Below are 24,401 nucleotides of genomic sequence, written 5' to 3'. Positions count from 1 at the left end.
TAAGTCCTACATGATGCGATTAAGGTGTTTAGATCAATTCGGATCGTGCTAGTGTGGCTTCATTCGGTTTAACTAACTTCGCAACCCGATCGCTAGGCAATAATAGCGCTCCAAGAAAGGTGCTGAGCGCGATGAAGGCAAACAGACCAGCGAGCGGAAGGGGATCAATACCATAATGCTGAGCTATCCACAGCCCAAGCATTGGAGTGGTGCCACCGAAAAGTGCACCACAAAGCTGAAAGCTCAGTGAAACCCCAGAGTATCGGACCTCAATAGGAAATGCTCGGGGCAAGAATGCAGCAAGGACAGAGTAATAAAGTCCTATAAACACGGTTGCGCCTAGGATAGCTATACTTATGTATGCCGTAATACCCGTGTTAATTAGATTTATCATTGGTATCGCCCATATGGCTGCGCCCGCGCTGACAAACAAGATGAGTCGGCGCTCGCCAAATTTGGTCGCAAGATAGGAACCTATCGGATAGCAAATCAGCTGTACAACGCCGGTATAAGTAACGATGCTTAATATGTCTGATCTGGACACACCTAGATATGTGGTTGTATAGCCGATCATGAGAGTTGTGATGAAATAAAATCCAGCTATCCCCATCATGGACAGGCCGATACCCATGGCAACCTTGCGCTTATACTGGGTCAGCAGCAGGCGTAGAGGCGCTGTTTGCTTAGAATCATGGGCCTCAGTTCGCGCTTTGTATGCGAGCAATTCCGGACTCTCATTTACCCCTCTGCGGATAAAATAGGCGATCAATACCATTACTATGCTTAGCAGAAAGGGTACCCTCCATCCCCAAGATTTGAAGTCCGCTTCTGAAAGAGAAGCCATACCGCTGAACATGAGCGTAGCCATGATCAAGCCTACCGGGCTTCCATATTGTGGTGCGGCAGAGAGAAAGGTCCGCCATTTCTGAGGTGCATGCTCAGCTGCCATCAAAACCGCGCCTCCCCATTCGCCGCCCACTGCAATGCCTTGGATCAACCGCAGAATGACGAGCAGAACGGTTGCTGTTACACCGACAGAATGGTAAGACGGCAGCAGACCTATAAGCGCAGTGGCGAGGCCCATTAGCCAAAGCGTAATTACTAGCGACTCTTTGCGTCCTACCTTGTCCCCTAGGTGCCCAAAAATTACTGCACCGAACGGGCGCGCGACAAAACCAACGGCAAATGTCGCCAGCGAAGCCAAAAGTCCTGCAAACTTGCTGTCAGTGGCAAAGAAGACGTCGCCGAATACCAGCGAAGCTGCAGTGGCGTAGCAAAAGTAGTCGTACCATTCAATCGTGGTGCCAAAAAATGCGGCGGCAGCGGCCCTCATGGGTTGCTGCTTATGTTCAGTGCGCATGCTTACTCCTAATCGGCTGCATAACGATTTATAAAAATCTGCTGACAGATTTTTATATGCTCTAAGCGAGATACGCGATTGAATGTAACGCTCACTGGCAATAGGATGTATATCCATACCGAAGATTCTGATAGGGCCACTCCAATGCAGCCTGTCCTCTTGACTGACTTGCTTTTGAAAAGCCTTGATAAGCAGTCATCGCACCCGATGCAAAAACAGATTTATGACATCGTCAGATTTGCAGTGCTTGATCACACCCTGATCTCCGGGCAAAAGCTTCCCTCGTCCCGCGCACTGGCCTCTGACCTCAAGATTTCAAGGATCACCATATCCTTGGCTTACGATCGGCTGATCGCGGAGAATTATCTAATCACCCGTGCCGGAAATGGCACATACGTGGCTCCTACCCTGAAGCAGCCACTGGGGCTGCGCCCCAAAGCATACATACGCAGCATTCCATGCAACTTTCTGGGCGCGGATCTCAATTGAGCTTCTTGCCGGGTGGTATGGGGCATACCACGGGGGCGTTCGTGCCAGGGGTGGCCGATTCTCAAGCCTTTCCGTTTCATATCTGGAAGCGGCTTATTGCCAGACATCTTTCCAAAGGCAATCTCGCCCTCTCTGGATATGCGAACCATGGCGGACTTAGCCAGCTCCGGGAGGCGATAGCGGGGTACTTGAAAATCTCACGGTCAGTGAATTGTGAACCCGCCCAAATCATTATCACGAGCGGTACACACCAATCAGTTGACCTGTGTGCGAGACTGCTTGCAGATGTAGGCGATACAGCGATCGTCGAGAATCCTTGCCACTGGGCTTTTCCTACCGTATTTGCAGCTTCTGGACTGGAGGTGGCGGGCGGCAATGTTAACGACTACGGTTTGGACCTCGAGAATAGCTATGTCCCGCCACGTACCAAGATCGTCGTCGTGACCCCCTCGCATCACTACCCGACAGGAGTCGTGATGCCTTTGTCACGACGCCTGGAGTTGCTGCAAAGCGCCCGAGCACACAATCTTTGGGTCATAGAAGACGATTATGACAGCGAGTTTAGATACGACGGAGCCCCGCTGCCTTCGCTCCAAGGTTTAGACAACGATGGACGAGTCATCTACATAGGAACCTTCAGCAAAGCGATGTTTGCCGGGGTCCGGATGGGCTTTTTGGTGGTCCCGAGCCATCTTTCAAAGGCCTTCTCTAGGGCGAGTACGAAGCTTTTCAGACCAGGTGCTTTGCACTTACAGGCCGCGCTGGCTGACTTCATTTATGAAGGACATTTTTCTCAGCATATTCGCAAGATGCGTGGAGAATACTCATCCCGTCAGGACCTACTGAGGTTCTCTCTTGAAAAGTCCCTTGGCGATATAGTGAGGCTCTCGAGTGCGCGAGCGGGTCTTCATGTTTTTGCACAGTTTTCAGCCGACGTAAATTATCAAAGCGTGATCAATGAATCTAAACGTGAAGGGATATTCCTTGGAACGCCTTGTTTTGTAAAAAATATTCCCGCCCTAGAAAATAGGTGCTTCGTTCTAGGCTTCGGGGAGTACCGCTTGAGAAAATTGAGACCGGTGTGCAATCTTTAACGACGGCGGTGAGCCGTAGCATCGACGGCGAGCGGTCCAGTTCGAGTGACCCGTCGGATTTGGGGAGGTAAGAGTTTTGGTCCAGACCTTGACGGCCCAGCAGTTGCAACGGTTTTTCAGAACCGCTGCAACTGGCACTAGCTACGTCTACCCGGTGGGTTATCAGTGACGCTGCGGATTGCACATCACACGTGCTTTGCGACAGGAGTTTCTCCCTGATTAAAGGCTTTCCAACGAATCTGTTACCGCCGTCAACAACTGTTGCGCATGAGCCTCATTGAACGTAAGAAGCGGGCGAATTTTCAGTACATTTCCACGAGGGCCGGTAGCGCTGATCAATACACCACGCTCTCGCATACCGTTCACGACCTGGTCGGCGATACCCTTGGCCGCCTCCTTGGTCTTGCGGTCGCATACAAGCTCCACGCCAATAAAAAGTCCATCTCCTCTGACATCGCCAATAAGATCAATTTTTTCGGCAAGCGCTCGAAAGCCAGTCTTAATAAGCGCGCCAATACGCGCAGAGTTTTCCTGAAGCTTATCGTTCTGGATGACCCGAAGTGTTGCCATCGCGGCGGCGCAAGAAACGGGGTTACCGCCAAACGTGTTGAAATAGCGAGCCTCATCCCCAAAAGCTTGAAGCACCTCAGGCTTGGCTACTAGGCCCGCGATAGGATGACCATTACCCATTGGCTTGCCAATCGTAACGATATCAGGGGTGAGTCCATGCCGCTGAAAGCCCCACATAGCAGACCCAGTTCGAGCGAAGCCAGATTGCACCTCATCTGCAATATAAATGCCTCCTTCGGCGCGTATCAAGTTTACCGCTTGTTTCAGAAAACCTTTTGGGTCGGAATACACTCCGTCGCTTGAGAAAATCGAATCGACGATTAACGCGGCCGGTTTGATTCCATGTCGCTTGAGGTCCGCAATGGCATCTCCTACCGATTTGGCAAAGCGCGCGCCAATATCCTCCTCGCTGAAGAGATACGTATCTGGAGCTTCCACCGCTCGAACATGCTGACCAAGTGGAACTCCGCCGCCAAGCGAAGGAGAAATCTTCGCAATAGAGGCTGTCACACCGTGATACGCGAGCTGAGTCACGATGATGCCAGTGGCGCCTGTGAAGCGTTTGGCGATACGCAATGCCAAGTCATTCGCCTCACTGCCGGTGCAGGTGAACATTACCTGTGACAGGTCGGCTGGAAAAGTACTGGTTAAACACTCTGCGTAATCAATAACCAGCTCGTGGAGATATCGAGTATGGGTATTTAGAATAGAAGCTTGGCGGGCAATTGCTTCGACAACTTCCGGGCGGCTGTGGCCGATAGAGGCAACGTTGTTATAGGCATCAAGATATGGCTTTCCGTGCTGATCATACAAGTAGACCCCTTCTCCTCGGACAATATGGAGCGGTTCCTGATAGAATAAGCGGTATGCCGGACCAAGCACTTTGTTTCGCCGTTTAATCATAACTGCTTCTTGCGCGGATAAGTCTCCCAAGCGCGAGGCGTCGAATGAATTGAGCATGCTGGTATCTTTTTTCATGCGTACATCCCCGAGTCTCGGATTTTTTTAACAATCAACATTTCTGCTTCTCCCGGCCCGAACTCGTTAAAACGCTGAAGTCCAGCCCATGCAGACGGATTATTGCGGAGTATGTATTCTCTGTTTTCAGGATGTTTTTGGCTCGCCATTCGGTGATCAGCACCGTCGCTAGCAGGCGAGCTTCGATTAAGTTGGGGAGCAAGTAAATTTCGGCGTGCGTAAGTGGGCTGATGGCGTGGTAGGCTTTGATGCACTCAACTGCGTGTCTCAGTACGTTTTCATCATCCGACAGTTGATAAGCACAGAGTACAGCGAGGTCCTGCACTCTAGGGGCCGAAACCATATCACCGAAGTCTAGGATCGCAGTGAGGCTTGTCCCACTATCATCGTCGACCATGATGTTATACGGGTTCATGTCGTTGTGAATGACTTGCTTTGGCAGTTGCATTAGTGCCGGTTCGGTTTCAGTGGCATAGCGCCGTAAACCTTCACGCACTCGCTCACGCTTTACTTCATCGTCAATGTAATCTATCAATGTATTAAGTTGTTTCAGGTTCTGTATGTCCCACAAGAGTTTGTGATTCATCTGGGGATGGTGGAAGCCTTCCAGCGCAATATTCAGATAAGCAAGAGACGCGCCGATTGATGCAAGCAGTCTATTGCTTCGACGAACCTTATAGAGGGGCGAGCCTGATACGAATTCAATGACTCTGATTGCATGGACCTGTCCAGACCCTGGAATCTCGCGCCAGTGTATGTATTCACCGGTAAGTTTTCGCCTCAATCTTGGGATCGGAACATTGGGTCCATTGTTCATGATATGTAACTGAGCTTGGGTCTGGAAATCGGTCACTCCAGGATCTTCTGATGGATGCGTTGCCTTGAAAACGAAATCATTCCCTTGCCCCGTTGAGATTTTGAAATTTTGATCGCGTTCACTTGTCAGTAGAGTTGCGTGCCCGTCAATCCCGAAAACTGAACGGGCTAGATCCTGCGCTTGAATCATAGACATGCTAGAGAAGTTTTTGCTGAAGAGATCAGTTTTAGCTTCGGCGGTGTCTCGCACCTCCTCGCTAGAACCCTCGTCTTGTACGTGCTGAGATTGTGGTTTGTGCATAGGTATCCCCTTTTTCTTCCTAGAGAAACCTAACTGAAATCGGACCTATCTAAAATATCCAATCCAGAGAATTTCATAAGGCCACCGCGAATATTAATCCTGTACTGAGCTGAGTGCATTAGCCGGTGGCCTCATCAAATCAATCAAAGTGGCTATAATAAATAAAGCCACGCGTTGATATAGTCGACGCCACTTCTACCGGTAAAGGGCCCTTTCGAGCGAGAAGCCTCATAGGCGTTGCGTGGAATGGGGCATCGCACAAAAGTCCAGATGCTGTTGCTTTGCTATCACCAAAGCGAAATTATTTGAAATAATAATTAGACTACTAAATAACTTGGCGAAATTTGTGATGACAACTATCAAGTTGCTAGGTGGCACGTAAGTCGTTACACACTAAAAGCTGCCAGTCTGAATGCGTCAACAACAAAGAGAACTGTCATGAAAAAGATAAAAGCTATGATGCTGTTTGGTGTGGCGAGTGCTCTTGTTTCTACTGTACAAGCAAGAGATTTAACTGTGATCTCATTTGGAGGCGCAGTCAAAGACGCGCAGAACGCTGCTTACGTCATTCCGTATATAAACAAAACGCGGGACAAGGTTATTTTTAGCGAATACAACGGTGAGCTTTCAAAAATACGTGCCATGGTTGATACCAGATCGGTCAATTGGGATGTTGTTGAGGTCGAGGATACTGATGCGGCACTCGGGTGTGATCAAGGGCTATTCGAACAAATCGATTACTCAAAAATCGGTCCGAAGCAAGACTTTATCGCTGGTGCTGCACAGCCTTGCGGTGTAGGTGCTCACGCATGGTCTACAGTGCTGGCCTACAATGCAGATCGCCTTACGTCGCCTCCAACTAGTTGGGCTGACTTCTGGGATGTAAAAAAGTATCCAGGCAAACGCGCACTGCGAAGAACGGCTAGGGGGTCATTGGAGTTTGCGTTGATGGCAGATGGTGTTGCTCCTTCAGACGTTTACTCTACTTTGTCAACTAAACAAGGTGTCGATAGGGCGTTCAGGAAATTAGATCAGATCAAGCCTTTTATTCAATGGTGGGACTCAGGGGCTCAGCCTGCTCAGTTTCTTGTATCAGGTGACGTGGTAATGAGCTCTGCCTATAGTGGACGTATTTCGGCGGCCCGAGCATCAGGCGTAAATCTAGCCAACATTTGGAACCAAAATCTATACCAGATGGACCTCTGGATGATCCCTAAAGGCACCGTAAACTTGGAGGCGGCTTACTCGTTCATAAAATTTGCTTCACTGCCTCAGAATCAGATTGTTTTCGTCAACCATATTGCCTATGGACCTACGACCAAGGCTGCTTTTGCAGGACTTCCACCAGAGACGTTGGCGATACTCCCTTCGTCAGAGGGCAATCTCAAGAATGCGTTGAAGATTGACGTTGACTTCTGGAGCGACAATGGCGAGTCGCTTGAACAGAGATTTGTTAGCTGGGCTTCAAAATAGGCGCCGTTTAGGCGGAGCTTTGGAAATGCTCTGCCTACACCCAATCATCAGCATTTACTAATGCTGTGCCTAATGAGCTCTGGCGGGCAATCGTGCAGATCTCCCCGGTATTGCGCACCCACTTTCACGCTTACGCTTGTCGGATCCCGTTATGGCGCTCTGTGCAGGTATTTGGCTTCGCAAATTTCGGACGGCTTACCCCGCCATGCCGCCGCGTATCCGTTTTCCTGTTCGTCAGGCCAGCGTTTTTGGTTCGGGCTTCCTTCAGACTCGCAGGTACCCGCGAACCCCTTGCCTCTAGCTTGCACTTCTCCTTGGCAAGTGTGCGGGGATTTACACTCTTGAGTTGAGTGCGCTCTGCCGGGCGCACCAAAAAAGCCCGCTTTCACTGGGCTCTCTTTGGATAGTCGGCCAATCAGTGCTGATTAGCCGAACCATTTATTTGTGGAAAACTCATCTTTTTGGGATCCTACACAAACCCTGCTTGATGTTGCCGGCATTTCCTACCAAAACATTTAACGCGCCTCGGGCGTTTTCGCCGACTTCATCTATTCCTCGTCTCTCGGCGTTGATTGCCAATTCCAATCAGCCCTGCCTCGAGGGCCAATTGGTTCTCATACATCCTTTCCAGCAGGCCTGACAGTGAGTATTCCATCGTCATCTCGATCGAATTACTGTCGAGAAAATTTAAGCATGGACCGGGTTAGAATCGGCAAGTGATATATCGAGCTTAATGAGAAAATTGATGAATACCGAAATTACAGAAGAAGAGATACGTCGAGCATTGTTCGGCGACGTCAAGCAGTCAGCGCCAGCATCCGATGTATGTCAACCAAGCGGCATCCCGGAGGTATGACAGCGCAGCCAGTTAAGACCAAGAAGAGACCCTCAATCTCAAAGGGTTTTACGCCCAGGCTGAGAATCAGGCTGCGGGTGGGGAACGAATTTGAGGGCGAAACGCACGAAGTAGTGCATGAAGCCGATACGCTGAGCGCCCTCGTCGCAGAGCAAGAGGCAACCAAGGCCGCGCGGAAAAAATTCAAGTACGTGGAAGTGGTATCGGTCAAGTCGATGTAATTACCCTCCTTTCGTCGTTCAGATGTTCGGTGTTTTCGAAGGCTATTTAGGAAGGTAAGTCCCATTCTCACCTCATTTCTGAAGGCAGGAGATCACCTGAAAAGGTTTAAGATGATGGCCCCAGCCAGCATCTTAGCGCTGACAGGATGGCGGAACTCAAGCAAATGGTAAGCTGCCGCCAGCGCCATTGCAGCGGCCGAAGTCTTTTGTTTTTCGGTCGGCCTTGCCCCGCTTGAAGCGCGTCCAGTAACGCGCAAAACGCTAACTGCTGCAGTAGCCGACGGTTAGGCGACGAGCCTTGGTGCTGAGCCAGCATTCGACACAAAACAAACCCAAACAGACCCGTACGCTCCATGCAATTAAGTGTGTTCGGTAGCTTCGTTTACCCCAACGTACAGACCTTCCGGGGCTCTTCGTCATCAGTGGTCGATTACTTGAGTAGGGGCGTGGCTCGACTTTCGAGCAGTGCACCGTCTTGAAAGTAGCCCATTACCGTACTCACGTTGCGGTGCTCGGTCATCGCCATCATTTCGCCCAGTGGCACACCTTGACGGCCGGCCTCGGTCACGAACCCTACGCGTAAACTGTGCGCCGCCCAGTCGCCTTCCGAGCCCGCCAGTTTTGCGCGACGCTGAACGATGCGTGCCACCTAGTTAGCCGATAAGCCCGCCGTTCGAACGTTGTAACCCTTACACAGGCGCCGAAACGGCGGTCCCGACTCAGCAGGAGCGGCCACTAGCCATTCGAGGCAGCTCTCGCCAAGGTGCATTTCCTGAAAACCCTCCGATCCAGCAATCTTTGATCGCGCCGATCGGAGGATTCACTCGCTTTTTCTCGGAGCCACCTCACTCCGCCACTTCGCGCCCGGTAGGAATAGCCGGCGGAGGCGGGTGGCGGCGGCAGAGGGCGCCTTGGAGGCGTTATCATCGGGTTGGGCTTAAAGGGGGAGGCAGGGATACGCGTCAACTGTATTCGCCCAAGCATAACTGGACCGAAACACATGCCGGCTGCGACAAGCCGGGGCGGGTCGACCGCGTCAAGAGTTCGCTCCGATGGACCGGGATAGCCAGTCGGAGGAAGCGGTGTGGGCCGCTCTGGCTGGCCAGCACGGAGGCGTCATTCGTCGCCGGTACATTCCTCAACTTGATGGGTGGACAATGAGCCATTGTCATAGCGGTTACTCTGGAGAGGGTAAAGGGACTACCCACTGCACACTATCAAATACGAACCCGGGACTCAGAAAGCCATCGCCGGCTTTAGCTGACGCAACACCAATTTCCAGGAAGTTGGCACCCGGATGCAAGGCGGCCACTGGAACGCTGACTTCGAACAGGCTGTTATTGCCGCGGTAAGTACCTCGGGTGATGCCGCGGCTGTCGGGTTGGTTCGTGGGTGGTGGTATTGGCGCCTCCCAGTGCTGATTCACTCTCACCTGTGGACGGCCGCCGGCCTGGGCCAGGGAAATGAACAGGCGCAGGCGATAGTCGCGCACCTCATCGGCGGCCAGCATGAAGTTGATGCGAGTGGGTGTGTTGATATCGCGCCACTGTGCGGCGGGAAAGTCGGCGGGCTGGCTGGAGTCGACGTTGTAGACAACCGGGCCCCATGGTGCCATCCGCGTGTCGGAGGGGTGGGCGGACGACAGCAGGCGTGCATTGCGAAAACCGCTCGGAGTGCCATCGGCAACACCGATCTGCCATTTCACCCGGCCATTCAGCGGCTGCGCCTGCAAGCGCGTTTGCCGGGTGCTGCCGGCTCCGACCTCGACGGTGCTCCGCGCCACTTCCAGTTCGTTCTGATAGAGGGTCATCCGGTATCGCCCCATACGCACCGCCGTTATCTGGAACCGTCCGTTGCCGTCCACAGGTGCCCAGTATTCGGCGCTTGCATTACTCAAGCCCACCACCGCCGGTTGCCCAGTGACCACACCGGAAACCTGGCCGGCGACCGCGCCGCGTTCTGCGTCGTCCACAAAGCCGTCAAGCCCCAAGACGCCGGTCGCGAAGCCCAGGTCGGTCAAGGTTGGGGACGGTGTGCCGCCGTCGGTAAACAGCAACCCGTACACGCCATGGAGGCCACCGCGATAGGCTTCGGTCTGAGTGTGGTTGGAGAACATGTAGTTGTAGAGCTCATGGGTCACCGGCGTCTTCTGGGTGGCGATGTCCTTGAAAAACGGCCCTCCGGAACTGAGTTCGCGATTACCCATCAACATGTACACCGCGACGCTGGGGCCTTTAACGCCGTGCAGTGGGTCGCGGATCATCGGTTGCGCCGAATAGAACTTCGAACTGGTGCGTCCATCCGGCAGTAGAAACACATCCTTGCCTTCGATGGCGGTGCCGACGTTGGAGTCGGTGCCGTGATCGGCCTTTGGCAGCTTGTTGACGTTGAGTCGCGCTACGAAACGCAGTTCACCCACCGGAAGCAGGGTGGGCGCGTAGGTCGCCATGTAGATGGCGTTGCGTCCTTTTTTCGCAAGGTAGTACTGGGTCAGATCGCCCGCTCGCGCGCTGATTACGATGACGTCACCCACAACACGGGCATCAACCTGCGCGCTGCCCAGGCCGGAAGCCAACTGCGAGGCCTTGGGTTCGGTGGTCTGCAGCTCGTTGTCGCGATAGCGCATGGAGACCAGGTCGCCATTGCGGTTGTCCACGCTGAAGACCAGATCGGCGCCGGAGTCGACGACAGTCCGCGTGCCGATGCGGGTGAGTCCGAAAGTGGCGGCGTGCGCTTGAGCAGCAAGTGCCAGGCCGCAGAACATGATCAGCTGGAAACGTCGCATCAGAAACTCCCCTGATCAAGGTGGCCGGCACCGGCGTCACGGCGCACCTGGGCCCGCGTCACCTCGACGGGCTGCGGTGTGATGAGGTATTGGCGGTACCGTGTGAACGCCGCCAACGCCGCAGCATCCTGTGGCTGATAATCATCGCCACTCAAGTATTGTTGATTGGCCTCGCAAGGCCTGCCCAGCGCGGTTTGGCAGGCGGCGTTGGCCGCTGGCGCGACTGGGGCGAAAAGGGCGTAGGCCGTGCCGGGTTGGCGGGTATCGTTGAACAAGGGATGCGACACATCCTCGAAGTCGTTGCCTTCCACCAGCAGGTGCGCAGCAGCGGTACGTGACATGATTGCGCCCTGATAGGACAGATGGGCAAACAGGTTGTTGACCAGCTGCGCGCGGACCTCGGCGTTGCCCATCCCGCCGGCGTGAGGCGCCCGTCCCGACGTGTCATGCACGTAGTTGCGCACGAGCGTCAGGGTGTCGTGATGGCCGAGAAACAGCCATACCCAGTAGTGATGGCCGTCGCAGGTCGCCGAGTAGGGCGTACGGCCGTCGAACTCATTGTTGGAGATCGTCACATGGGTTGCGCTGCCCCAGCCGGTCACGATCATCTGCCGGCCAATACGCGCAAAGGTGTCGTGGTCGATCCACACGCCATCCGCATCGTCCAAGGTGAGCGCATCCCCGCCCCAGACCACACGAGGGTTGATGTCCGACAGGGTCAGGTTGCGCACGATGACATTGTGCGCTCCACCCCCGATGAACAATCCCATGCCCTGGATACCGGCATGGGGCCCAACCCCAATAGCGTTTTATTTGAACCGATCTTCAGGCGCTGCAATCCTGCTTTGTCATAGGTCACCGTGGCTGGCGGTTTCGACTGGCAGAAATGGTTGGCGCCGTCGATTGCCCATTGCCCACCGCCATGGGGGCAGGCGTTAGCCATGCATCCGGTTTCCGTCACCTGAGCACTGCCATTTGAAATCACCGACCCGCGAAAGTCGAAGGTATGGTCGATGGCAATGATGCGCGGCGTGTCATCGGCGCAATTGCCGTTGTGGTCGTAGTCCGCACACAAAGCGTTCTTCAGTTCTGCCAATGTGGCTGGATGCACGACACCCGCAGCGCCTGCGCCCGTTACCGCTTTCGCGAAACCCTCAGGGCGGTCTGCGGCCTGGGAAAACTGCGGTATCAGCACCATTGCGCAGAGCGCGAGCAGGGAATGGGCTAAGAGAATGCCAGTTCTCAAAAACATCTCCAGAAAAAGCGACATGATACAAATCGCAGGCGCACGTACACGCCTTTGCCTGGTTAATCAGGCAAGCCATGATTTGATTGGTTTTGAGTATTTATCAAACGATATAGCGCCGATTTTGATTGTCTTCAGCTGCCGTTCAGTTGCCGGAGAATGGCGTATGTTTCATCTCCATTTCTCCTGGGCAGTCGCGCGCCTCGCCCATTCGCAGCGGCACATGGACGCCGTTGATCCGGAGCTGCGTTTGTTCTTCTGCATGCCCTTTGCGCATTCGGAAGAAATCGCCGACCAGGACGTGTCTGTGGCACTCAGCTCGAAGTTTGCCAAGCGTAGCGAGCAGTTGAATCCGCAGCGGGCCAGATTGCTCGACGACTTGATCGATACCGATATCGCGGCGATTGAAGCTGAGCTTCAAGCCTTGCAAACAGCCCTACGCCGACCGAGAAAAGCACAAGCCCAATCGCACCGCGTTGTCAGCAGAATTTCTACGCACGTTGATCCATCACGAATCGGACAACACCCACTGCCCATGCGGCCTTGCACTCACGCGCATCGGTGAGGACCAAACATTATCCATCGCGACGGTACTCAAACAGCACACATATCACGGAAATTTGGAGTGGAAATGACTAAGCCATTCGCCATACGGTGTTGCCGTCGATCTCTTTCAAGCCGCTCTTTGGTAGGCGCGCGCTACCCCGAATAACGAGTTGCCCGCCGAATACTTCTTGAATGGACGGGGTGGTACTGGCGTTGAGTTGGGCGCGAATGACATCGACTGTTCGCTGCACCAACTTGTGTATTGGCTGCTGGTAAGTGGTTAGCCCAATAATTGGCCATCTAGACATTTCAATGTCGTCAAATCCGACAATCGAAATATCTTTTCCTGGCGTCAGGCTGCATTCGCCGCTGACTACATTCAGCGCTGCGATAGCCATTAAATCGTTTGCACAAAAAATCGCATCCGGAGGAGTCGGAAGAGACATCAATCGCCGGGTAGCTTCCATTGCATCTTGGAAACTGTAGTTGCCCACCTCGCGCAATGGTGCGGGCAGTCCGTGCTCGTGGAGTCTCTGCAAAAAACTGCGTTCTCGATCCCGGCTCGTGGACGAGCCTTCGTGACCGGCAATGAAGGCCAACTTTTTATGGTGTGTCGACACCAGAAAGTCTGCGATGAGTGCACCGCCTTGAGCATTGTCACTCGTTACGCTTGAGACCGTCTCATTGTCATTTTTCCGGTTGAGCAGCACAACAGGAAGTCCTGTTTGCTTGCACTCTTCAGCAAAGTGCGACGATAGCGTTGCGGATACCAAAATCAGCGCTTCAACCCTATGCCTCAACACCTCTTCCAGGATTGGATCTGAGTCCTCGTTGGTGACTGTCGAGAAAAGCAGCACTCGATACTCCATGGCCTCAAAAGCTTTCGACAGCGCTTCGAGCACCTCGGAGTAAAAGGGGTTGGCCATGCTCGGCACCACCACGCCGATTAGATTTGATCGGCGGGTAATTAGTGAGCGCGCTACAAAATTTGGGCGATATCCGAGCTCGGCTGCTGCAGCCTCGACTTTTTCCCTTGTACTTGGGGCCACGCTCGCACCCTTGGTATAGGTACGCGATACAGCAGACTGAGAGACCCCAGCGAGCCTAGCTACGTCGTGGGCTGTGACTGGGCGGCGGATAGAGTCAGCCATAGAGGGTTAACCTTGAGCGAAAAGAAAAATTGCATCCTACGCATCTACCCCTTTTCAAACCACTGAAGAGTCTTCTATGATGGGCCTGCATACGTATGCACTCATCCGAAAAAAACAATCCCAGGAGACTGCAAATGGCTAAGTGGTTGAAAAAAGGCGCTGAAGCGGAAGTGGTAAAATCCGCTGATCGTCAGGTCCGCGACACTGTTGAAACAATCCTCGCCGATATCGAAGCGCGGGGAGATGCGGCTATCCGCGACCTCGCGGTTAAATTCGATAAAATGGAACGTGACAGCTATCGGCTTACTGCTGCAGAGATCGACGCCTGCTACTCGCAGCTGACCAAGCGCGACATTGCCGATATTGAGTTTGCTCAAACCCAGGTGCGTAATTTTGCCCAGCATCAGCGCAACAGCATTCACGATATTGAAGTGGAAACTTTGCCGGGCGTGATCCTCGGCCATAAAAACCTGCCGATGAATGCCGCAGGCTGCTACGTTCCAGGCGGTAAATATCCACTGCTTGCGTCAGCCCATATGTCAGTGATCACCGCGAAGGTTGCGGGTGTACCGCGCATCATTACCTGTGCTCCTCCGTTCAATGGTAAACCTGCACATGCGATTGTCGCCGCACAGCATATGGCTGGCGCTGACGAAATCTATTGCCTAGGTGGTATTCAGGCTATCGGCGCCATGGCAATTGGTACCGAAACCATCGCCCCTGTAGATATTTTGGTGGGACCAGGTAACGCTTTCGTAGCGGAAGCCAAGCGCCAGCTGTTTGGTCGCGTAGGTATTGACCTCTTCGCGGGCCCAACTGAAACCCTGGTGATTGCAGATGATAGCGTTGACGGTGAAATCTGCGCTACCGACCTGCTCGGCCAAGCCGAACATGGACCTGACTCGCCAGCCATCTTGCTGACAACGTCCGAAAATCTGGCTCGCGATACCATGGCCCAGATCGAACGGCTCCTCCGGATTCTGCCAACTGCCGGCATTGCTCGCCGGGCATGGGAGGACTTCGGTGAAGTGATCGTGGCCGACAGCGATGAAGAAATGCTGTCCATTGCCAACGAACTTGCATTTGAACATGTTCAAGTAATGACTAAAGACCCAGACTGGTTCCTTGCCAATATGCGCAACTACGGCGCTCTGTTTTTGGGCCCACGAACTAACGTAGCGTTCGGTGACAAGGCCATTGGTACTAATCACACTCTGCCCACCAAGAAGGCAGCTCGTTATACAGGTGGTCTGTGGGTCGGTAAGTTCCTGAAAACCTGTACCTATCAGAAAGTAGTAACAGACGAAGCCTCTGCGTTGGTGGGATCATACTGCTCGCGTCTTTGCGCGCTTGAGGGTTTTGCCGGACACGGTGAACAAGCCAACATCCGCGTGCGTCGCTATGGCCACAGGGATGTCCCCTACGCAGGTATTGCTGAATAAAGAGTGATAACAGTGGGCCAGGGCCATTTCTAGTGGCTCGATAATAAAAACAATCATTTGCCGCGCCGTCACTGGTTTTGAGTGCGAGCGCGGTACGGCTTCGTGGGTCCTCTTATGAGTGTAATTATTGCGTTGCTTGCGCTGGGCGGCCTGATGTTCGTTGCCTACCGTGGATACAGTGTAATTATCTTCGCGCCAATTGCGGCTCTGGCGGCTGTGTTTTTAACCGACCCAAGCGCTGTTGCTCCGGTGTTCACCGATATTTTTATGGAGAAGATGGTTGGGTTTGTAAAACTGTACTTTCCTGTCTTCTTGCTTGGCGCAATATTCGGTAAGTTGATAGAAATGTCGGGCTTCTCGCGTTCAATTGTCCAAGCATTTATTAGGCTGTTGGGCAAAGAGCGCGCCATGCCTGTAATTGTGCTGGTTTGCGGTCTGTTGACGTATGGTGGTGTATCGCTCTTCGTCGTAGTGTTTGCAGTTTATCCTTTCGCCGCAGAAATGTTTCGTCAAAGCGAGATTCCAAAGCGACTGATGCCTGCCACCATCGCATTGGGCGCATTCACATTCACGATGGATGCAATGCCCGGTTCACCACAAATATTAAACATTATCCCAACCACGTTCTTCGGCACTACCTCATGGGCGGCGCCAGGGTTAGGTTTAGCCACATCAGTGTTTGTATTAAGCTGTGGTTTTATTTATCTCGAATACTATCGTCGAAAGGCTCGTAAAACAGGCGAAGGTTACGCCGGGTCGATCTTCGTAACGAACCCGAGACGCCGGAAGATATACCACTACCTCACCCACTCATCGCAATACTGCCTTTAGTGTTGGTCGGCGTAATGAACCTAGTATTCACTTACTGGATCCCACACTGGTATGGCTCTGTTTACGATATTACCCTCCCGGGATTGAAAGCGCCTATCCAAACTCAGGTTTCGAAGATGATCGCGATCTGGGCGGTTCAAGCGGCCTTGCTTGTCGGCATCATTACCGTGTTGATTTTTGCATTCAAAACTGTGGCTACCAAGCTTGTTGAGGGCAGTCGCGCTGCGGTAGGTGGAGCTATGTTGGCAACCCTTAATACTGCGTCGGAGTACGGTTTTGGCGCTGTGATTGCAATCCTGCCGGGCTTCATTTCCGTTGCTAGTTCGTTGAAAGCAATCCCTGATCCTTTGCTGAATCAAGCCATCACCATCAACATTCTTGCGGGGATCACAGGATCAGCGTCTGGTGGGTTAAGTATTGCGTTGGGTGCGATGTCCGAAACTTTTGTGGCTGCTGCCAATGCTGCACATATTCCACTTGAGGTATTACATCGTGTGGCGTCGATAGCCGCTGGGGGCATGGATACGCTTCCTCATAATGGGGCTGTAATCACGCTCTTGGCTGTCACGGGATTAACGCACCGAGAAGCTTATAAATTCATATTTGGTATCACGATTTTCAAGACGTTGAGTTCTTTTTTGCGATAGCGCTGTTCTATACATTTGGCATCGTGTGAGCACACGAGAAGGCACCACTATCACCCGTAGGGTTGGCCCGTTAATCGTGAGCTGATACGTCCAGGTCTGCCCGATAGACGACGGATGGTGTCTTATGGCAAATTAAAATTAGTTTGGAAGACCATCCTTTCCAGACAGTGAAATATGTAAGGAGAAGACTGTGATATTCGAGTCGGAAATCCCAAAAATGCCATCCTTTCGTTTGGATGGAAAAGTTGCTTTGATCACGGGCGCCGGTGGCGGAATTGGCGCTGGCGTCGCTTTAGCATTTAGTGCAGCAGGGGCAGATCTGATTTTGTTAGCTAGAACTCAGAGTAACCTGGATGAAGTAGCAAAGACTATCCGCAATCAAGGTGGTAGCGTTCAAACAGTGGTGTGCGATGTCACGGACAGCGCTGCCATTAGGTCGATTATTCGAAATATCCCAGTACTGGATATTTTGGTAAACAATGCAGGGACTAACTACCCCGAACCTATCCTGGATGTGAGTGACGAGCATTTAGATGCGATGCTCAATCTCAACGTGAGGGCATGCTTTGTCACAGCGCAAGCAGCAGTCGAAAAAATGTTGGCAAACACTGGAAAAGATGCCGGCGTAATCATCAACGTCTCGTCGCAGATGGGGCATGTGGGCTCACCGAATCGCACAGTGTATTGCATGACCAAACATGCCATTGAAGGGCTGACAAAAGCCATGGCCGTCGAGTTGGCTGACCGAGGCGTGCGTGTAAATACTCTTTGCCCTACGTTCGTAGATACACCGATGGTTCGCAAGATCGTTGATACGCCTGAGAAGGAGGCTTTCCTGGTTTCGAAAATTCCGATGGGGCATATGGCTAAAATGGAAGACGTTGTAGGTGCCGCCCTTTATCTTGCAGGGCCATCGGCGCGGATGGTTACTGGCACTTCGCTCAAAGTCGACGGCGGATGGACAGCTCAGTAATTCCCCTATTCACTTACTGGGCGCTGGTTTGGTTGCACGATGCGCCTGCGGTCTGTAGAGCAGCTCCAGTGCTCGCAACCGGTAGGCGCGCGGAGTGCACGCGGCCCAGCGCTTGAATGCTTTGGCGAAGGCGACGTCGGACCTATATCCGACTTGTCGGGCCAGATCGGCCAGGCCGGGTGGATTCGCCGACGTAAGGTGCTGCGCGGCGACCTGCATACGCCAAGCCGTCAAATACTGACCGAGCGGCTGTCCGACCACCCGCGAAAACGCCTCCGCCAGTCGTGAGCGTGACGTACCCAGTTCAGAGGCTAAGACGGGAATCGTCCATGAGCGGCCCGGTGCGGCATGGATCAACGTCAGCGCACGTCCAATCTGGGGGTGGCCGACGCCCAGCAGCCATCCGGTAGCTGTCGAATCCGCTTCGACAATATAGCGGCGCAGCATCTGGACAAACAGGATTTCGCCTAACCGGCGTACGATCGCGGAAGAGCCCGGTGCCGCCGTATCAAGCTCTGCCAGTAATGCGGAGGTCGTATGCTGAATCGAGTACGGCACTGCTCCATTATGGCCAGGGATAATGAGCATCGGCGGCAGCCCCTGTAGCAATGGAGACCAGCTAGAACCATTCAGCGTGAAGATTCCAGACAACAACTGCGTACGTGCCCCGTCATCGCCGAAAGCGATGCGAAGCGGCGATCGAGGTTCATCCGCGTCGGGCATTGTTGCTGGGTGCCCGGACAGAGCTAACAGATCGGGAAACGCCATGCATGCAGTCACTCGTCCACTTGCGAGGCTGTGTGCGGCACCGGTTGGAAAAAAGACGCTATCCCCGACCTCCAATCGCCGAGCGTCAATACCGGCACAGTGCAACCATGCCTCGCCAGCTTGGACGATGTGGAAGGGGACCCCACTTAGCGCAGCCTTCTCGAAACCCCAAGGCGCAGCGAAATCACCGCAAAAGGTAAGCGTGCCTGACAGCCGAACTGCATCCAACACCTGTGTCAACACATCCACGATCGTCCTCCTCTGGGTTATTTGCACAAAAAATTGGGCTTTCCCAGCATTGATGCGCCGACTCTGTGAGCCGATCATAATTCATCGTTAATCAAGGAGGTCTCAATGATCGTAGTAACCACCCCATCGGGCCATATCGGGTCCAAGCTTGCCGCCAAACTGATTGCCGATGGACAGCCTGTACGGATATTGGCACGAGACCCCGCGAAGCTTGATCCTGCGGTTAAGGCAAAGGCAGACATCGTCATCGGATCAAGCGACGACCCTGCAGCTCTGGACACAGCACTAAAGGGGGCAGAGGCACTGTTCTGGGTGACGCCGCCGGGCCATGTCGATGGGCGTTTTGAACCGCATTATGTTCATTTTGCGCATGTCCTGACCGATGCTGTTCAGCGAAGCACTCTCGCGCGCCTCGTCATAGTTTCCAGTGCCGGCTACCCGGCCTATGGGGCCGGCCCAATCGGCGCTCTGCACCGATCAGAGGACATTTGCGCCGCGATTTCGATTCCCAAGGCGATTTTACGGTGCGGCTCGTTCGCCGAGAATTTTCTGCAATACCGACAACAGTTCCTCGCCCAATCGGCGATAGCCTTGCCGCGTCCTGTCGAATTGGCAATTCCGATTTGTACTGCTAGCGACGTGGCCGAAGTCGCGGCACAGTTACTGACCGGGCCCGCCTGGACAGGTACGACTTACCACCTGATCTATGGCTTCGAGGATCTTGACGGCAGGCAAATTGCCGAACGGTTCAGCGCGCTCCTTGGGCGATCGGTCCGATACCAGGAAGTCTTTGAAAAGACCTTTGTCGAGGGGCTGCTGGGCCACGGTGTGCCGTCGAATCTTATTGATGAACTATGCGCCATGCACCGTGCTATTCGCGAAGGCCTCTACCAACGCGAGGCGCGAACGCCCGCGTCGACCACACCTACGACATTCGCAAGCTGGCTCGAACAAAGCTTTTTATGAGCAAGCCCGGTGCTTTCAACCTTTACCTGCCATAACCAGAGTGTCGACCGGCGTTCCGGTGGTATCAATCCATCCGCCGCCCAAGGTCTTGTAGAAGGTCACCAGGTTGGTAAAGCGTGACAACTGCGTGCTGATCAAATCCTGTTGCGCGGTGTAGAGGGAGCGTTGTGAATCAAGCACGTCGAGGTAGCTGTCGATACCCTGATTGAAGCGGGCTTGCGACAGTCGGTAGCTTTTAGCCGTCGCGTCCACCAATGCTTGCTGTGCGCTCAACTGACGGCCCAGCGTATTGCGTTGTGCGAGCGCATCGGACACCTCTCGAAAGGCGGTTTGAATCGCTTTTTCGTAATCGGCCACATAAATATCACGGTCAGCCCGCGCGCTGGCGAGATTGGCCTTATTGGTGCCGTCATCAAAAATGGGTACTGATATTTGAGGCGCAAAATTCCAGGTTCCCGAACCAGCCTTGAACATGTTTGCCAGACTGGCGCTTGACGTGCCCGCCGAGGCCGTGAGGGTGATACTCGGATAGAAGGCTGCACGTGCTGCGCCGATGTAGGCGTTGGCGGCTTTAAGGTCGCGCTCGGCCTTGAGTATGTCTGGGCGGCGTTGCAGAAGGTTCGACGGCAAGCCGGGTGGAATGCTGGCCAATAGGCTGGCATCGGCGGTCGAGCGGTCGGGCAGGGATTTGGGCAGCAGGTCCTCCGGCAAATCGGTACCGACTACCAGCACCAGCGCGTTAATGTCCTGAGCGACTTGGGATGTGTATTTCTCCACGTCCACGCGCGCTGTTTCGACACTGGTCTGCGCCTGACTCAGCGTCAGTGCGGATGAGGAGCCCATTTCGAAAGTTCGCTGGTCAAGCGTGTAGGTGTGTTCCTGACTGGCAAGGGTATCTTGCGCAAGCCTGAGCAGGTCTTTATCAGATGCAAGCGTGAGGTAGTCGGTGGCTACTTCTGCGATCAGGCTGATTTGAGTGCTTCGGCGATTTTCGGACGTTGAGAGGAACTGCTCAAGTGCCTGTTCACTGAGGCTTCGCACCCGCCCAAAAAGATCCAATTCGTACGAGCTAAATCCCAGCGTTGCACTGTAGTTGTGCGTGGTGAGGGCTTGGCCGGTTTGTGATTGGTCGGCTGGTGTGCGGCTGGCACTGCTGCCGCCACTTGCCTTGATAGTAGGGAGCAGCGCTGCGTCCTGTACACGATAGTTGGCACGATCTTTTTCAATGTTGAGAATGGCTACCCGAAGGTCGCGGTTATTGACCAGGGCAAGTTCTATGACCTGGCGCAATGCGGAGTCGGTGAACACGTCCCGCCAGCCTATGTCAGCCACCGGCATGGCGGTCGCGGGGGTGGTGTCCCCCGAAAATCTGGCTGAAACCGGCGACGCGGGTTGCTGGTAAATCGGCATCAGATTGCAACCGCTCAGCAAAGTCGCCAGGGTCAGTAAAGAAAGTGTTAGCCGAGACATGTCAGAGACCCTGCGAAGGAGTTGGAGTGGGTTGAACAGGCGGTTCAGAAGAAACAGCTTGCGTCGAGCCGCGTTTGAACAGTCGCATCACAAGGACAAAGAACAGGGGGACGAAGAGAACGGCAAGGACGGTGCCCGACAACATGCCGCCGATCACTGCGCTGCCCAGGGCGTGCTGCGCACCGGCACCCGCGCCGCTGCCCAAGACCATCGGCAACACGCCGAGGATGAAGGCCAGCGAAGTCATCAGGATAGGGCGCAATCGCATGTGCACTGCGGCCAGCGCTGACTCGACAAGCCCCTCGCCGTTTGCGTAGAGGTCTTTGGCAAACTCCACGATCAGGATGGCATTTTTCGATGCCAGCCCGATGGTGGTCAGTATGCCGACCTGGAAATAGACATCGTTCATTTTCCAGGTGAGGATTGCGGCAATCAATGCGCCCAATACCCCTAACGGAACTACCAGAACCACTGACAGCGGGATCGCCCAACTCTCGTACAGCGCGGCCAGACACAAGAATACGAACAGGATGGATAACCCGTAGAGCAGGCCGGTCTGGCCGCTGGAGGCTTTTTCCTGGCGCGAAAGGCCAGTCCATTCGTAGCCGATACCCGCCGGCAGTTTGGCCACTGCAGCCTCGACAATCGCCAACGCCTCGCCACTGGAGGCCGACCCCGGCATCGCCATGCCCAAAATCTCTACAGAAGGTACGCCGTTGTAGCGTTCCAGCCGCGGAGAACCCGAGTGCCAGCTGGCCTTGGAAAACTCGGAGAAGGGCACCATCGTGCTGTTGCTGTTGCGGATGTACCAGCGATTGATGTCATCAGGGAGCATGCGGTAAGGCGCATCGCCCTGCAGCATGACTTTCTTCACCCGGCCTTTGTCGATGAAGTCATTGACGTAGCTACTGCCCCAGGCTGCGGAGAAGTTATCGTTGATGTCGGAGATCGAAAGCCCCAATGCTTGTGCTTTGTTGGGGTCGATCTCCAGTTTGAATTCGGGGGCGTCCTCCAACCCGTTGGGGCGCAATGCCACCAAGCGCTTATCCTTGGAGAGTTCGCCCAGCAGCTGATTACGCGCCTTCATCAGTGCGTCATGGCCCAGGTTTGCACGGTCTTGCAGCATCAGGTCGAAGCCGGTCGCATTGCCAAGTTCCGCCACGGCAGGAGGGGCGAACACAAATATCTTCGCGTCGTGGATGCTGTTGAAGTAAGTCATTGCCTTGGCTGATACACCTGTAACGCTCAGTGCGTCACCTTTGCGCGCGTCCCAGGGTTTGAGCTTGACGAATGCAAACCCGGTATTCTGCCCATCGCCCGCAAAACTGAAACCCGCTACGGTGAAGATGCCTGCGACGGCGTCTTTCTGGTCAACCAGAAAGTGGTGTTCGATCTTCTGTATCACCTCGTCAGTACGCGCGCCGGTTGCTCCGGGTGGAAGTTGTATCACCACAAACAGGGTGCCCTGGTCTTCGTCGGGAAGAAAGCCGACTGGCAATTTCATCAAGGCAAATATAACGGCCCCCAGCAGTACTGCGTAGACCAGCATGTAGCGCCAACCCTTGCCTAGTATGTGGCGCACGATGCCTTGGTAGTGATGGTTGCCGCGGTCAAATGAGCGGTTAAACCAGCCGAAGAATCCTGTCGTCGCGAGATCCTGGTCTTTATGCATGGGTTTGAGCAACGTCGCGCACAGGGCCGGGGTTAGTACCAGGGCAACCAGTATCGACAGGGTCATGGCAGACACGATGGTGATGGAGAACTGGCGGTAAATCACCCCACTTGATCCACTGAAGAAAGCCATCGGCACGAACACGGCTGCCAGTACCAGTGCCACACCCACCAGCGCACCGGTGATCTGGTCCATGGATTTGCGCGTGGCGTCCTTCGGCGATAGACCCTCTTGCGTCATGATCCGCTCGACGTTTTCCACCACCACTATGGCGTCGTCCACTAACAGGCCGATTGCCAGGACCATGGCAAACATCGTCAGGGTGTTGATCGTGAAGCCAAAGGCCGCCAGCACGCCAAAGGTGCCGAGCAGTACAACTGGCACGGCGATGGTGGGAATCAAGGTCGCACGCCAGTTTTGCAGGAACAGGTACATCACCAGAAACACCAGCACCACGGCTTCAATGAGGGTGCGTACGACCTCCTCAATTGAAATGCGCACGAAGGGCGTCGTGTCGTAGGGTTTCTGCACCTTCATGCCTGGTGGAAAGAATTTCGCCAACTCAGCCACACGAGCGTCTATTGCCGTTACCGTGTCTAGCGCGTTGGCGCCAGCCGCCAGCTTGATCGCCAGGCCGGCTGCGGGCTTGGCGTTGTAGCGGCCGACATTATTGTAGCTTTCGCTGCCCAACTCGATGCGGGCAACGTCCCGCAGGCGTACTTCAGAACCATCTGTTTGAGTACGCAGGAGGAGGTTTTGAAACTCCTGCGCGGTTCTCAGCCGCGTTTGCGATGTAATGGTTGCGTTGAGCTGTTGATTGCTGGAGGCGGGTAGGGCGCCAATCTGACCGGCTGACACTTGGGCGTTCTGGGCCTGGATGGCCGTCTTCACATCTGAGGGGTAAGACTAAAATTAGCCAACTGATCGGGGTTAAGCCATATGCGCATTGCGTACTGCGACCCGAACAGCGTGATATCGCCGACGCCCTCGACGCGACTGATGGCATCCTGCACGTTCGCGGCCACATAGTCCGACAAATCGGAGCCGCTCATGCTGCCGTCCTCAGAGGTAAAGGCCAGTACATTGAGAAAGTTCATGGCGGACTTGGTGACCGTTAGCCCTTGATTCTGTACATCCTGGGGCAACAATGGCGTTGCCAGCGAAAGCTTGTTCTGCACCTGTACCTGGGCGGTATCGGGATTGGTGCCGTTTTCGAACGTCAGTGTGATAGTCGCTGTGCCCGACGACTCACTGGTCGAGGACATGTAGCTCAAGCGATCCAATCCCTTCATTTTCTGTTCGATGATCTGGGTGACCGTATCTTCGAGCGTCTTGGCGGACGCGCCGGGATAGGTGGCGGTTATCGCGATGGCCGGTGGCGCAATACTGGGGTACTGGGCAATGGGAAGGGTAAAGATCGATAGGGTCCCGGCGAGCATCACAAGGATGGCCAGAACCCACGCAAACACCGGGCGGTCAATGAAAAAGCGTGCCATG

Annotated in this window: 13 protein-coding genes and 7 pseudogenes; 10 read left to right on the top strand and 10 right to left on the bottom strand. The window is 54.2% G+C overall.

Annotation, left to right across the window (positions count from 1 at the left end; genetic code table 11):
- Nucleotides 1-28: 28 nt before the first annotated feature.
- The gene (locus M0746_RS16780; protein ID WP_258449970.1) at nucleotides 29-1,360 is read right to left on the bottom strand and encodes an MFS transporter; all 1,332 of its coding nucleotides are present in this window, start codon (nucleotides 1,358-1,360) and stop codon (nucleotides 29-31) included.
- A gap of 159 nt (nucleotides 1,361-1,519) precedes the next feature.
- Between M0746_RS16780 and M0746_RS16775 the strand changes: the two genes are divergently transcribed.
- Together M0746_RS16775 and M0746_RS16770 are read left to right on the top strand one after the other, a co-directional pair.
- Nucleotides 1,520-1,849, top strand: a complete 330-nt coding sequence (locus M0746_RS16775; RefSeq protein ID WP_258449969.1) for a winged helix-turn-helix domain-containing protein — start codon at nucleotides 1,520-1,522, stop codon at nucleotides 1,847-1,849.
- Nucleotides 1,846-2,943 (top strand): aminotransferase-like domain-containing protein, encoded by a 1,098-nt coding sequence (locus tag M0746_RS16770; RefSeq protein WP_258449968.1) that lies wholly within the window; start codon nucleotides 1,846-1,848, stop codon nucleotides 2,941-2,943. The genes M0746_RS16775 and M0746_RS16770 overlap by 4 nt, the downstream gene beginning before the upstream one ends.
- Nucleotides 2,944-3,162: 219 nt before the next feature.
- Here the strand turns inward: M0746_RS16770 and M0746_RS16765 are convergent, their stop codons facing one another.
- Complete coding sequence (locus tag M0746_RS16765) at nucleotides 3,163-4,491, bottom strand: aspartate aminotransferase family protein (protein WP_258449967.1); 1,329 nt, start codon at nucleotides 4,489-4,491, stop codon at nucleotides 3,163-3,165.
- Between the two features lie 34 nt (nucleotides 4,492-4,525).
- Nucleotides 4,526-5,608 carry a phosphotransferase gene (locus tag M0746_RS16760; protein WP_258449966.1) on the bottom strand — a complete coding sequence of 361 codons (1,083 nt, stop codon included), beginning with the start codon at nucleotides 5,606-5,608 and terminating at the stop codon, nucleotides 4,526-4,528.
- A gap of 438 nt (nucleotides 5,609-6,046) precedes the next feature.
- On the opposite strand from M0746_RS16760, the gene M0746_RS16755 reads away from it, so the two are divergent.
- Both M0746_RS16755 and M0746_RS16745 read left to right on the top strand, forming a co-directional pair.
- The gene (locus tag M0746_RS16755) at nucleotides 6,047-7,081 is read left to right on the top strand and encodes an ABC transporter substrate-binding protein (protein ID WP_258449965.1); all 1,035 of its coding nucleotides are present in this window, start codon (nucleotides 6,047-6,049) and stop codon (nucleotides 7,079-7,081) included.
- 745 nt (nucleotides 7,082-7,826) lie between these two features.
- Nucleotides 7,827-8,158 (top strand): annotated as a pseudogene (locus M0746_RS16745) (hypothetical protein).
- 430 nt (nucleotides 8,159-8,588) lie between these two features.
- Here the strand turns inward: M0746_RS16745 and M0746_RS16740 are convergent.
- From M0746_RS16740 to M0746_RS16730, 3 genes and pseudogenes are all read right to left on the bottom strand, one after another.
- Nucleotides 8,589-8,900 (bottom strand): annotated as a pseudogene (locus tag M0746_RS16740) (tyrosine-type recombinase/integrase); the annotation flags it as partial.
- A gap of 435 nt (nucleotides 8,901-9,335) precedes the next feature.
- A complete protein-coding gene (locus tag M0746_RS16735; RefSeq protein ID WP_258449964.1) occupies nucleotides 9,336-10,943 on the bottom strand; it encodes a rhamnogalacturonan lyase B N-terminal domain-containing protein in 1,608 nt (535 codons plus the stop codon).
- Nucleotides 10,943-12,141 (bottom strand): annotated as a pseudogene (locus M0746_RS16730) (pectate lyase family protein). Before M0746_RS16730 ends, M0746_RS16735 begins: the two are co-directional and overlap by 1 nt.
- A 34-nt stretch (nucleotides 12,142-12,175) precedes the next feature.
- On the opposite strand from M0746_RS16730, the pseudogene M0746_RS29220 reads away from it, so the two are divergent.
- Both M0746_RS29220 and M0746_RS16720 read left to right on the top strand, forming a co-directional pair.
- Nucleotides 12,176-12,484: pseudogene (locus M0746_RS29220) on the top strand (hypothetical protein); the annotation flags it as partial.
- Between the two features lie 27 nt (nucleotides 12,485-12,511).
- Nucleotides 12,512-12,758: pseudogene (locus M0746_RS16720) on the top strand (IS66 family transposase); the annotation flags it as partial.
- A gap of 66 nt (nucleotides 12,759-12,824) precedes the next feature.
- On the opposite strand, the gene M0746_RS16715 reads toward M0746_RS16720, so the two are convergent.
- On the bottom strand, nucleotides 12,825-13,886 hold the full coding sequence (locus tag M0746_RS16715) for a LacI family DNA-binding transcriptional regulator (RefSeq protein ID WP_258449963.1): 1,062 nt from the start codon (nucleotides 13,884-13,886) through the stop codon (nucleotides 12,825-12,827).
- A gap of 134 nt (nucleotides 13,887-14,020) precedes the next feature.
- On the opposite strand from M0746_RS16715, the gene hisD reads away from it, so the two are divergent.
- The 3 genes and pseudogenes from hisD to M0746_RS16700 all read left to right on the top strand — a co-directional run bounded on the left by hisD (nucleotide 14,021) and on the right by M0746_RS16700 (nucleotide 17,779).
- Complete coding sequence (hisD, locus tag M0746_RS16710) at nucleotides 14,021-15,328, top strand: histidinol dehydrogenase (RefSeq protein WP_258449962.1); 1,308 nt, start codon at nucleotides 14,021-14,023, stop codon at nucleotides 15,326-15,328.
- Nucleotides 15,329-15,442: 114 nt separating this feature from the next.
- Nucleotides 15,443-16,835 (top strand): annotated as a pseudogene (locus tag M0746_RS16705) (GntP family permease).
- A gap of 161 nt (nucleotides 16,836-16,996) precedes the next feature.
- Nucleotides 16,997-17,779, top strand: a complete 783-nt coding sequence (locus tag M0746_RS16700) for an SDR family NAD(P)-dependent oxidoreductase (protein ID WP_258449961.1) — start codon at nucleotides 16,997-16,999, stop codon at nucleotides 17,777-17,779.
- A gap of 9 nt (nucleotides 17,780-17,788) precedes the next feature.
- Here the strand turns inward: M0746_RS16700 and M0746_RS16695 are convergent, their stop codons facing one another.
- The gene (locus tag M0746_RS16695) at nucleotides 17,789-18,874 is read right to left on the bottom strand and encodes an AraC family transcriptional regulator (protein ID WP_258449960.1); all 1,086 of its coding nucleotides are present in this window, start codon (nucleotides 18,872-18,874) and stop codon (nucleotides 17,789-17,791) included.
- 27 nt (nucleotides 18,875-18,901) lie between these two features.
- Between M0746_RS16695 and M0746_RS16690 the strand changes: the two genes are divergently transcribed.
- On the top strand, nucleotides 18,902-19,762 hold the full coding sequence (locus M0746_RS16690; protein WP_258449959.1) for an NmrA family NAD(P)-binding protein: 861 nt from the start codon (nucleotides 18,902-18,904) through the stop codon (nucleotides 19,760-19,762).
- Nucleotides 19,763-19,777: 15 nt separating this feature from the next.
- On the opposite strand, the gene adeC is transcribed toward M0746_RS16690, so the two are convergent.
- Both adeC and M0746_RS16680 read right to left on the bottom strand, forming a co-directional pair.
- Nucleotides 19,778-21,232, bottom strand: a complete 1,455-nt coding sequence (adeC, locus tag M0746_RS16685; protein WP_258449958.1) for an AdeC/AdeK/OprM family multidrug efflux complex outer membrane factor — start codon at nucleotides 21,230-21,232, stop codon at nucleotides 19,778-19,780.
- Nucleotide 21,233: 1 nt separating this feature from the next.
- A pseudogene (locus M0746_RS16680) lies at nucleotides 21,234-24,400 on the bottom strand (efflux RND transporter permease subunit).
- Between the last annotated feature and the right edge of the window lies 1 nt (nucleotide 24,401).

Source organism: Pseudomonas sp. S11P7 (assembly GCF_023195435.1).
In the GTDB taxonomy this organism is placed as follows: domain Bacteria; phylum Pseudomonadota; class Gammaproteobacteria; order Pseudomonadales; family Pseudomonadaceae; genus Aquipseudomonas; species Aquipseudomonas fluorescens_G.
This window is presented reverse-complemented; position numbering and strand designations above follow the sequence as displayed.